The sequence below is a fragment of the Sphingosinicella sp. genome, assembly GCF_013911755.1.
In the GTDB taxonomy this organism is placed as follows: Bacteria; Pseudomonadota; Alphaproteobacteria; order Sphingomonadales; family Sphingomonadaceae; genus Sphingosinicella.
Window position 1 is genome coordinate 46,063 of sequence record NZ_JACESP010000025.1, and the last position, 9,251, is coordinate 55,313.

Annotated in this window: 10 protein-coding genes and 1 pseudogene; 6 read left to right on the forward strand and 5 right to left on the reverse strand. The window is 62.9% G+C overall.

Annotation, left to right across the window (positions count from 1 at the left end):
- Nucleotides 1–55 precede the first annotated feature (55 nt).
- Both H2052_RS15260 and H2052_RS15265 read left to right on the forward strand, forming a co-directional pair.
- Nucleotides 56–628 (forward strand): RNA polymerase sigma factor, encoded by a 573-nt coding sequence (locus tag H2052_RS15260; RefSeq protein ID WP_293783505.1) that lies wholly within the window; start codon nucleotides 56–58, stop codon nucleotides 626–628.
- Complete coding sequence (locus H2052_RS15265) at nucleotides 621–1,667, forward strand: FecR domain-containing protein (RefSeq protein ID WP_293783479.1); 1,047 nt, start codon at nucleotides 621–623, stop codon at nucleotides 1,665–1,667. The genes H2052_RS15260 and H2052_RS15265 overlap by 8 nt, the downstream gene beginning before the upstream one ends.
- A gap of 56 nt (nucleotides 1,668–1,723) precedes the next feature.
- Here H2052_RS15265 and copD read toward each other — a convergent pair whose 3' ends face one another.
- Together copD and copC are read right to left on the reverse strand one after the other, a co-directional pair.
- Entirely contained in the window at nucleotides 1,724–2,560 is an 837-nt protein-coding gene (copD, locus tag H2052_RS15270; RefSeq protein ID WP_293783482.1) for a copper homeostasis membrane protein CopD, read from the reverse strand.
- 4 nt (nucleotides 2,561–2,564) lie between these two features.
- Complete coding sequence (gene copC, locus H2052_RS15275; protein ID WP_293783485.1) at nucleotides 2,565–2,942, reverse strand: copper homeostasis periplasmic binding protein CopC; 378 nt, start codon at nucleotides 2,940–2,942, stop codon at nucleotides 2,565–2,567.
- Between the two features lie 142 nt (nucleotides 2,943–3,084).
- Between copC and H2052_RS15280 the strand changes: the two genes are divergently transcribed.
- The 4 genes from H2052_RS15280 to H2052_RS15295 all read left to right on the forward strand — a co-directional run bounded on the left by H2052_RS15280 (nucleotide 3,085) and on the right by H2052_RS15295 (nucleotide 5,195).
- Nucleotides 3,085–3,342 (forward strand): hypothetical protein, encoded by a 258-nt coding sequence (locus H2052_RS15280; RefSeq protein ID WP_293783488.1) that lies wholly within the window; start codon nucleotides 3,085–3,087, stop codon nucleotides 3,340–3,342.
- Nucleotides 3,342–3,785 (forward strand): periplasmic heavy metal sensor, encoded by a 444-nt coding sequence (locus tag H2052_RS15285; RefSeq protein ID WP_293783491.1) that lies wholly within the window; start codon nucleotides 3,342–3,344, stop codon nucleotides 3,783–3,785. The genes H2052_RS15280 and H2052_RS15285 overlap by 1 nt, the downstream gene beginning before the upstream one ends.
- 6 nt (nucleotides 3,786–3,791) lie before the next feature.
- Nucleotides 3,792–4,355, forward strand: a complete 564-nt coding sequence (locus tag H2052_RS15290) for an RNA polymerase sigma factor (protein ID WP_293783494.1) — start codon at nucleotides 3,792–3,794, stop codon at nucleotides 4,353–4,355.
- Nucleotides 4,356–4,490: 135 nt separating this feature from the next.
- Nucleotides 4,491–5,195, forward strand: a complete 705-nt coding sequence (locus tag H2052_RS15295) for a copper resistance protein B (protein ID WP_293783497.1) — start codon at nucleotides 4,491–4,493, stop codon at nucleotides 5,193–5,195.
- 354 nt (nucleotides 5,196–5,549) lie between these two features.
- On the opposite strand, the gene H2052_RS15300 is transcribed toward H2052_RS15295, so the two are convergent.
- The 3 genes and pseudogenes from H2052_RS15300 to H2052_RS15310 all read right to left on the reverse strand — a co-directional run.
- Nucleotides 5,550–6,755 carry a heparan-alpha-glucosaminide N-acetyltransferase domain-containing protein gene (locus tag H2052_RS15300; protein ID WP_293783500.1) on the reverse strand — a complete coding sequence of 402 codons (1,206 nt, stop codon included), beginning with the start codon at nucleotides 6,753–6,755 and terminating at the stop codon, nucleotides 5,550–5,552.
- A 365-nt stretch (nucleotides 6,756–7,120) separates the two neighbouring features.
- On the reverse strand, nucleotides 7,121–8,446 hold the full coding sequence (locus H2052_RS15305; RefSeq protein WP_293783503.1) for an FAD-binding oxidoreductase: 1,326 nt from the start codon (nucleotides 8,444–8,446) through the stop codon (nucleotides 7,121–7,123).
- A 27-nt stretch (nucleotides 8,447–8,473) separates the two neighbouring features.
- Nucleotides 8,474–9,151: pseudogene (locus H2052_RS15310) on the reverse strand (aldehyde dehydrogenase family protein); the annotation flags it as partial.
- Between the last annotated feature and the right edge of the window lie 100 nt (nucleotides 9,152–9,251).

Genomic DNA, 9,251 nt, shown 5'->3' on the forward strand with positions numbered 1-9,251 from the left:
GCCGCTTCGGAAAGCATCGATGTCGCGTTTGCTGAACACGTTTATCGACTGCGAGATGACGCTTCGGCGCGTCGTCTCACGCTATCGCCGCCGAGGGGACGACGTGGACGACCTCGTGCAGGAGGTCTTCCTGCGCACTTTCGTGGCCAGCGAGAAGCAGGATATCGGCAACCTCAAGGCCTTCCTTATCCGCGTTGCCAAGAACCTGGCGATCAGCGAGGCGACGAGGAAGGAAAACAGCGTGACGGAATTCTTCGAGGATTCAAACGGCGCCGAAGCGCTCGTCGACGAGCGTCATGGCACGGTCGAGGAGCAGGTCGACGGACGCCGAAAATTGTTCGTCCTCTCTCAGGCGATGGCCAGTCTGAAACCGGAACTGCGGCAAGCCCTGTGGATGTGCAAGGTCGATAAGCTGAAGTTCAAGCAAATTGCCGCGAAACTGGACGTCTCGGTCAGCACGGTTGAAAAGCGCGTGGCGGCGGCCTTGATCGCGTGCAACGCCTATCTGCGCAATCAGGGCTATGACCCGGCGGAATTCAGCGGCAGCGCACTGCGCAAGGCGAGCACAGGCGCGGTCCTGAAAATGGCGGCTCCCGAAACCGAAATGGCGCGCAAAGCCAATGACTGACGCCCACAATATCTATCTTCTTCCCGATCCGAAGAAGAGCGAGGCGGAAGCTGCCGAATGGGCGGCGCGCCTTGCCGGCGGCGAGATGACCCCCGCGGACCATGCGGCGTTCGCCCGGTGGCGCGGTGAAAGCGAGCAGAATCGCGATGCCTTCGAACGCTTCTCCGGGCTCTGGGATGGCCTCGACAGGCTGGAAGCCCTGAACGCTTATGCCTCGGCAGGAGACGCGCCGGCGAAGCGGTCGTTCCTGCGCCGCGCGGCGGTGGCATTGCCGGCACTGGCTGCGGTTCTGCTGGCTGTGGTGGCCATCGGTGCGCTTCTCAACCGCGATGGGCTTGAGCCCCGCCCTGCCCGCTTCGCGGCAGACTATCAAACGAAAGTGGGGGGGCAGGAAATTGTCACCTTGCCGGATGGTTCGAAGCTGACGCTCAATACGGACAGCCGCATCGCCACAGAGTTCACGGAAACGGAGCGGCGCGTAAAGCTTCTGCGCGGGGAAGCGTTTTTCGAGGTCGCGCATGATGCATCGAGGCCCTTCTCCGTCTATGCCGGAAACGGCGTGGTGAGAGCCGTGGGAACGGCATTCTCCGTGCGCCTTAACAAGGCAAACAAGCTCGATGTCATGGTCTCCGAGGGGCGTGTCGCCCTCGCCGCGGCGAAACCGCTCGCAGGAACGCCGAGCGTCAGCAGACCAGCCCGCACGGTCATGGAACTGACAGCCGGCCAGAGCGCGGTCTTTTCGGCCGAGCACGTCGAGATCCTGGAGCATGTGACGCCCACCGAGATCGATCGCAAGCTATCGTGGCGCGTCGGTATGCTCGCCTTTGCGGGGGAACCGCTGTCCGATGTGGTGGATGAGGTCGGCCGCTATTCGGACGTCGACATCGAAGTTCGCGGCGATGAACTGCGCGCCATGCCCATAGCGGGCTACTTCAAGGCCGGCGAAGTCGAAGGCTTCGTGGAGGCGCTGCACATCATGACGGGCGTGGAAGTGACGGAGGTCGCTCCGGGTCACCTGGTATTGTCCGCATCGAAGTGAGATTTATTGCGGGACGGGGCAGCTGACTGGTGATGCGTGTTCCCCTGGCCGACCTGTCAGGAAGGAGAGAGAACGCCCAGCCAGCTGACAATGGCAAGAATCAGAAATGCCGCACCTGTTTCGAGCGCAAGTGACAACTTCAGGTATCCCAGGTTTCCAGTCGGATCACGCGCGAGCCGAGGCGTGAGTAGCCAGCGGTTGAAAACAGCGAGCGCCAGCATCCCGAGGAACAAGGCAAGCTTGGCGCCCAGTAGCCATGTCCAAGTCGAGGCTAGGTCGATCGGCCAGCCGGCAATCGCCAGCGTGTTGGCGATCCCGGTCAGCAGGAGCAGGACCACGATCGCGCTGCCGATCGTGGCAAAGGCGGATAAGCGGCGCAGCAGCGTCTCCCGATCCTGGCTGGAGATCGCAGCACCGGAGAACAAGGTCAGAGCCCCAGTCCAGATCGATGCTGCAAGTAGGTGGACGACATCGCTGGCCCGGTGCAGCGCGCCCGTTCCGCCCTCTCCCGCCCCGGCGTGACCGGTCCACGCCATGGTCGCCAGCGCCACGGAAGCGGCGAGAGCGGCAAGGCCCATGTTACAGCGCCACAGGGCTGCGAGCGCTGCAAGGAGCGCCACCAGACGGACGACCATCACCATGCCTAGCGGGGTCGCATCGAGCACGGCAAAGGCCATTTCCGGATCGATCTGACCGACCGGCTGCCCCGCCATGGAGGCAATGGCTTCCAGCACCCACCAAGCCGAGGCGGCCATGGCGGCAAGCGTGACTCCCCCGGACAAGCGCCAGGCGCCGCGCTCACGCGCAGCCGTCAGGTAGAGCGGAACTCCCGCCGCCAGCAGCAGCGTTGCATAGGTCGCCAGGCGGGCGACGACGAAGCAGGCGTCATCCATCGGCCTAGCGGACGGTAAAGGTGTAGCTATTCTCGATCCGGTGCTGGTCGGCAGCGACAACGTGCCAATTCAGCTCATAAGTGCCCGCCGCCAGCTGGCGGGGCAACTTGACGGTGAGTGTGCGGCCTTCAACCTTCGTGTTGAAGCCGCGGATTGGCATTCGCGGGTGATCGGCCATGCCGGGCATCGCCGTCATCGTCAGCTCGATCCCCGACAGCGGCGCAACGAGGGATTCGGAAAAGGTCAACACGATCTGCGTCGGTGGGGCAACCGAGGCGTTGGCCGCGGGCGAGGCCGATACGAGGCGCGGATGCGCGGCGGCAGGCACGGTCGAGACGAAGAGGGCGGAAACGGCGAGGGACATCAGGGACAGGCGGCGCATGGGGTTTCTCCATGATTTGCAGGATTGTACCGGGCTATACGCGGACGGCTCACCCATCCCTCAAAAACGGGTCGGGACAGATGATTGAGGGATGCAGTCGCCGCGCACGTATCCTATGCTGAAACCAGTAGGACGGGAAATGATGACCAAGCTCGACAGCCAATTTACCCAATTGCGCGAGGCCCCCCTCCCGGATGGGTTGGACATGATCGAGCAGCGCGTCTTCGCCGGCATTGCGGTGCAGCGCGAGGCAGCGATTACCCGGCGCGGGCTGGTGCTTGCCGGGGCCATTTCACTGGTGATCGTCCTTTCGGCCGGCCTCGCGCCGGCCGATAAAGCGCGGGCGGAGCCGCTGTTCGGGATCCCGGCGGCAGCCCCTTCGCGGCTGCTGAGCCTGTGATGGGAAACGCCGGCCGCTACCTCCTCGTCGCGCTCATTTCCGCCGCCGTGGCGCTGGGGACATTGTGGGCGTCGCGAAGCCTGCTCGCACCGCAAGGGCATTCCGGTGGAGAACTCCATGCCTTCGTACACCAGCAGCTCGATCTCGACCGCGAACAGGAAGCCAGGATCGAGGCGCTGGAAGTCCGCTTCGCCAGCCGTCGCGCCGAACTGGAAGCGACGCTCGGGCAGGCCAACGCCGAACTGGCCCGGGCGATGGCCAGCGAACACCAGTACGGCCCCCGCGTGGCCGCTGCCGTCGATCATGCGCACATGGCTATGGGCGACCTGCAGAAGGCCACGCTTGAGCACGTCTTCGCCATGCGCGCGTTGCTGCGCCCCGACCAGGCCGTGCGCTTCGACCGGGCCGTGGACAAGGCGCTGACCGAGGCAGGCGGCGGATAGCCCGGCATGTCCGGGCCCGATGATCTTGCAGCCGACGCAGGGCTCTCCAGGGCCGCGCTGGGCGGCGACCAATTGGCCTTTGCCGCATTGATGCGCCGCCACCGCGAGGCGGTGTTCCGCCTTGCCCGCCACCACGTCGGAGAGGAATGCGAAGCACTCGACATTACGCAGGAAGCCTTCATCGCCGCCTTCGCCGCGCTGCGCCGCTTCGATGACGAGCGTCCGTTCCGCGCGTGGATCCTGCGCATCGCGCTCAACAAGTGCCGGGACTGGAGCCGCCGCCGCAAGGTACACCGCCTGCTGACCTTCGCCCGCCCGATCGACGAGGCCGCTGCCATCGCCGATCCGGGGCTCGACCCCGAAGCGGCGCTGCGCTCGGCCCGCGCAGTCGAGCATATCCGGCGCGAGGTTCAGGCGTTGCCCGCCAGGCTGCGCGAACCACTGATACTCTGCGCGATCGAAGGGATGAGCCAGGACGAGGCCGCGGAGCTGCTCGGCGTGAGCCGCAAGACCATCGAAACCCGCATCTATCGCGGGCGGCAGAAATTGTCTGCCCTGCTTGAGGGCTGACGGCCGGCCAACCCCGCAAGGCTTTTTTTTCGATCGCTGTATTATTCGGAATTCGCACGTGGTTTTGACAGAAAATGTCAGCACGTATGGCCACTTCGACACAATGAGCCTGCAAAGGCGTGCGAACAAAAATGCATGAAAAACCGTGTCCCTCTGCAGCTCGCCGCTGCCATGATCGCTCTCGGTTTCCAGCCTGCCATTGCCGCGGCACAGACCGTCGTGGAGCTGGAGGTGGATCTTCTCGAGGTGCACGTTGGACGGGGCGACGATCACCTTGTGCTCGATAGTACGCTGACGTTGGGCGACGGTGCGGACCAATTGCTCGTCAAGGCGGCCGGAGGCAGCGACACGCGCACCGCCTTTGACGATTTCGAGGTCCAGGCGCTCTATTCGCGTTCGCTCTCGGACAAGGCCGCGCTGCACCTCGGCGTGCGCCACGATGTGCGGGCCGGTTCCGACCTTACCCACGGGGTTGCCGGGATGGTCGTGGACGTACTGCCCGGACTTGAGGCGGAGCATTACGTGTTCGTCTCGCAGGATGGCGACCTGGCCGGCGCAGGCCAACTCCTGCTCGGTGTAGACCTTACCCCCCGGCTGGTCCTCGAGCCGCGCCTTGCCGTCGGCTGGTCGGCGCAGGAGATTCCAGACGAAGACCTCGGCAACGGCTTCACCGATGTGGAGGCTTCGCTCAGATTGCGCCATTCTTTGGGCGAGCATTTCAACGTTTACACCGGCGTCGTCCACGAGCGATTGCTTGGATCCACTCGCTCGATTGCTGTCGCGGCAGGCGACCCATGGCGGGTAACGCGCGCTGTGCTCGGCTTCGGCTTCAGCTTCTGATCGATGGAATTGCCGAAAGAACGTGACCCCTAGCCGACCTGGCCCGGCGCTCCGCTCAAGCGTTTTGCGAGAGACGGCTACAGCGGGATTGAGGCGAACAAAGGGAATCGAGCAGGAGCTCAAGCTTCAAGTCAGGTGCAAAAAATCGGGCCGATAGCAGTTCTCGACTTTGTCTTTCTGCCCCCAGCCTTGCCAAGGGTGACCTTGGTTCGCTTGGCGACATCTCGACGCTTTCCGGGCCAGAATTGATAGATCAACTAGTTCGAGAGAGAACGGGCGGCCAATAGCCAATTGGGCTTAGTGTACAGGTCCAATCCATGGTGTGGGCCCAAAGGCCTTGGCACCTTGCGAGACTCAAAAATACTTGAGCCAGGCGATGTCGCGCCGACGCCGCTTTAGACGCGAATACCACACGGTGGGAAGGTACAGCGGCACGATCATCGCTGCGTACCAGACAAACACCCAGTTGTAATCGTCGAACATATAGGCCTGCCCGTTGTTCGGCCCCCAGATCGCCAGGGCGCTGTGATAAAGTATCCTCAGCACCGTGAGATGGAGCAGGTAAAAGAACATCGGGGCGGCGCCGAAAACCGACAGAGCTGCGACCAGCCGCGAAGTATCGATCTTCTCGAACAGGACAAGCAAGAGCGCACCGCCCCCCAGCGTCGGCAGCAAGAAAAGCAGCGAGGGGGGATACTTCGTCATCGATATGAAGCTGATGAATGTCCGGACCGGATCGCCTTCGACGACGGACCAGGGCTTGTCGCCATAGACATTGAGAAGTCGCAACAGGATAAACGCGCCAATCATTCCGAAGCCAAGCAGAAGCAGCTTGCGCTGCCGGGCTTCCGGCGCGACTTCGGGGCGGAACCAGTTCCCGATCGCGAAGCCCAGTGAGATGACGCCGAGCCAGGGCAGAATTGGATAAGTCGTCTTGGCGACAAAGCCGAAGGGCAAGGCGATCACGTCGCGCTGGTGCAGTATCGCCCACAGCGGATAAAACGAACTCTCCGGCGTCAGCTGGATCGGATCGAGCAGGTTGTGAAGACCGACCGTGACCAAGCCAAATGCGATCAGGGCGGGGCGGGGCAAACGCATCAGCGCGGCCAGCGCAATCATGCTGAGGCCGATGCACCATATCACCTGCAACCAGAACGTTGGCTGGGGCGCGATCCCCCAATACAATGGGGACAGGTAGACAAGTTCGATCGCGATGAGCAGAAAGCCCCGCTTCAAAAGGTACGAGGTGGTCTCCTCAACGGTATGATTGATGCTGAACAGGTAGACGCCAAGACCCGTAAGCGCCACGAATACCGGAGCGCAAAAGCTCACGGCAAAGCGGGCAAAGCCGATAGCGATCAGGCCGATACCGGCATTATATGGGTCGTCCACCGCGTAGTTGACGAACCAGGTTTCCCGCAAATGGTCGAGCAGCATGAGGACCATCACGAAACCGCGCAGGGCATCGATATTGGCAAGCCGGGTGCTGACCGCGGTTGCGCTCATCTTCGGCACTGCGTCGCTAAAGGATGCTGCTGGGATTGAAATGCTGCTCGCCATTTTCCTGCCCCGTTTCGATTTAAGAGTGCATCATGCGGCACACCACATGGATAATCTTTATACCTTATTGTTATTAAACCAAAATTCTAAAAGGAGCTGACCCAGGGACCAACATAATGGGCTGGTCTTCCACGCAGCCATCATGAATGCGGACGCCGCCTAGCGAATGTCGAGTTTCGGGTTAATCTTGGCAGTTCATACCGAATGTGCTTGCCCGGGTGGACGATTATTTCGCCGGACCAATCGGGCTGCCGATGCGGGTGATGCCGCCACTGCCGTGCAGGCGCTTCCATGAAAAACCATCCCATAGCGCATCCCTCCATAGTTGGCTGAATAATGCACCATCAAATGCCGGGACCAAACACCTAGAATTCCGAAACGTCGACCCGCTCGCCGCGATCGAACCGCGACAGCCGATAAGGGCGCGGGTCCACGATCGGCTCATGGCCGGTCGCGATATCGGCGACGAGGTGACTGGCACCGGGCCCGATTCCGAAACCATGTCCGCTGAAACCGGCGGCAAGGATAAGGCCGGGCACGGACGAAACCTCGCCGATCACCGGAACACCGTCGGGCGTGCTGTCCACAAAGCCTGCCCAGCTTGCCACCACCGGCGCCGTCGCCACAGCCGGGATCAGCCTGGAAACACGCTCAACAGTCAGGCGAATGGTCTTGAGGTCGGGGGCCGGATCGAGGATACGGCGGGCCTCCATCGGAGTGGCCCGGTCCAACCGCCAGCGCGAGAGCTTCTCGTGCCCGGCACGCAGGCCCTGCAGGCCGCCGGGCGAAACCTTTCTCCAGCGCTGCTTGAACATCGGCAGGAACTGCCTCTGGTACTTCAGGAATTGCATGGTCGGATCGACCTTGGCCCGGCCGCTATAGGCCAGAGCGTGGCATCCATCACCGCGCCGCGTGATCGACATTGAATCGCCGTAGAACGCATCGGGCAGGCTCATGTGCCCGGTGCCCACGGCGAGGATCGACTGGCGGACAGTGGCCTGCGGAAAACGCACGCCGAGCTGCCGCATGAATGAAGATGCCCAGGCGCCGCCCGCGTGAATGACCAGCGGGGCGTGGATCGTGCCGCGCTCGGTTACCACCGCGCTCACGGCGCCGCCGGTCGTCTCGATCCCGCGCGCCGCGCAGGCCTGGTGGACGGTACTGCCCAGCGCCATCAGCGCGCGCGCCACGGCCGGAACCGCCAGGCCGGGATCGGCGATTCCGTCCATCTGCGAATGCACGCCGCCCTTCCATACCTGTCCGGTGAACTTGCCATGCTCGGTCGCTTCCTGGCTGTTGAGCATCCGCGTCTTGACCCCGATCGATCGCGCGTATTCACCCCAGCGTGCCCAAGCGTCGATCTCAGCAGAATCGTTGCTGACATAGAACAGGCCGCAGCGGCGAAAGCCTGTTTCCTCACCGCTCTCCAGGCCGAACTGTTCCCATAGATCGAGCGCTTTGGTCGCCAGCGGCAGTTCGCGCTCGTCGCGGTTCTGCTGCCGGCACCAGCCCCAGTTGCGGCTGGATTGCTCGCCGCCGACCACGCCCTTCTCGATCAGCGCGACCTTCAGGCCTCGCTTGGCCAGATAGTAGGCCGTGAAGCTCCCGATGATCCCCCCGCCAATGACGACGGCGTCGGCTTCGCGCGGCAGGTCGGGCGTGGAATTGATGAAAGCGAGAGGCGCGGGCATGTCAAACTTCTCCGGTGAATTCCGAATTCATGCGAAACCAAGGACAGCCTTTATTTCAAGGTATTCCTCAAAGCCGAATACCCCGTATTCGCGACCGTTGCCGGACCGTTTGTAGCCGCCGAACGGCGCATGGGCGTCCCACGCAGGGTGATTGATGTGAACCTGGCCAGTGCGGATACGCAGGGCCACGCTGCGGGCCAGGTCGATGTCCGTACCCTGCACATGCCCGCCAAGGCCAAATATGGAATCGTTGGCAATCGACACGGCCTCGTCGATGTCGTCGTAGGGCAGAATGGCAAGAACAGGCCCGAAGATCTCTTCCTGCGCGATGCGCATGGCGCTCGACACTTCGGAAAACACGGTCGGGCGAACGTAGTAGCCGTGGTTCAGCCTGTCCGGCTGCCCCGGACCGCCGCAGACGAGCTTCGCGCCCTCTTCCAAGCCCACCGCAATCATGGTTTGCACGCGCTGGAACTGCGCCCGGTTGGCAATGGGGCCAAGCGTCGTCGTCTCCTCCGCCGGTTCGCCAACGACGATTGCTTCGACCGTTTTGCGCGCAATGGCCCCAACCTCTGCGAGCCGTGAACGCGGCACGATCATGCGCGTCGGCGCGCTGCATGACTGACCGACGTTGCGGAACGCTGCCATCACGCCAAGCGGGACAGCCCGTTCGAAATCGGCATCGGGAAGCAGTATGTTAGGGGATTTGCCGCCTGTCCGTCGTCAGAACATTTGGCGCAACTCGCGGCGTAAATTAGCGGAGTGCGGGCCTCGTCTGGGGGTTGATGTTAGGCGGCGAGCTTGC

Coding starts and splice junctions, on each gene's coding strand:
- H2052_RS15300 (WP_293783500.1), bottom strand. CDS start 6,755: ATGGCGAGCAGCATTTCAATCCCAGCAGCATCCTTTAGCGACGCAGTG.
- H2052_RS15295 (WP_293783497.1), top strand. CDS start 4,491: ATGAAAAACCGTGTCCCTCTGCAGCTCGCCGCTGCCATGATCGCTCTC.
- H2052_RS15305 (WP_293783503.1), bottom strand. CDS start 8,446: ATGCCCGCGCCTCTCGCTTTCATCAATTCCACGCCCGACCTGCCGCGC.
- H2052_RS15260 (WP_293783505.1), top strand. CDS start 56: ATGACGCTTCGGCGCGTCGTCTCACGCTATCGCCGCCGAGGGGACGAC.
- copC (WP_293783485.1), bottom strand. CDS start 2,942: ATGCGCCGCCTGTCCCTGATGTCCCTCGCCGTTTCCGCCCTCTTCGTC.
- H2052_RS15285 (WP_293783491.1), top strand. CDS start 3,342: ATGGGAAACGCCGGCCGCTACCTCCTCGTCGCGCTCATTTCCGCCGCC.
- H2052_RS15280 (WP_293783488.1), top strand. CDS start 3,085: ATGACCAAGCTCGACAGCCAATTTACCCAATTGCGCGAGGCCCCCCTC.
- H2052_RS15290 (WP_293783494.1), top strand. CDS start 3,792: ATGTCCGGGCCCGATGATCTTGCAGCCGACGCAGGGCTCTCCAGGGCC.
- H2052_RS15265 (WP_293783479.1), top strand. CDS start 621: ATGACTGACGCCCACAATATCTATCTTCTTCCCGATCCGAAGAAGAGC.
- copD (WP_293783482.1), bottom strand. CDS start 2,560: ATGGATGACGCCTGCTTCGTCGTCGCCCGCCTGGCGACCTATGCAACG.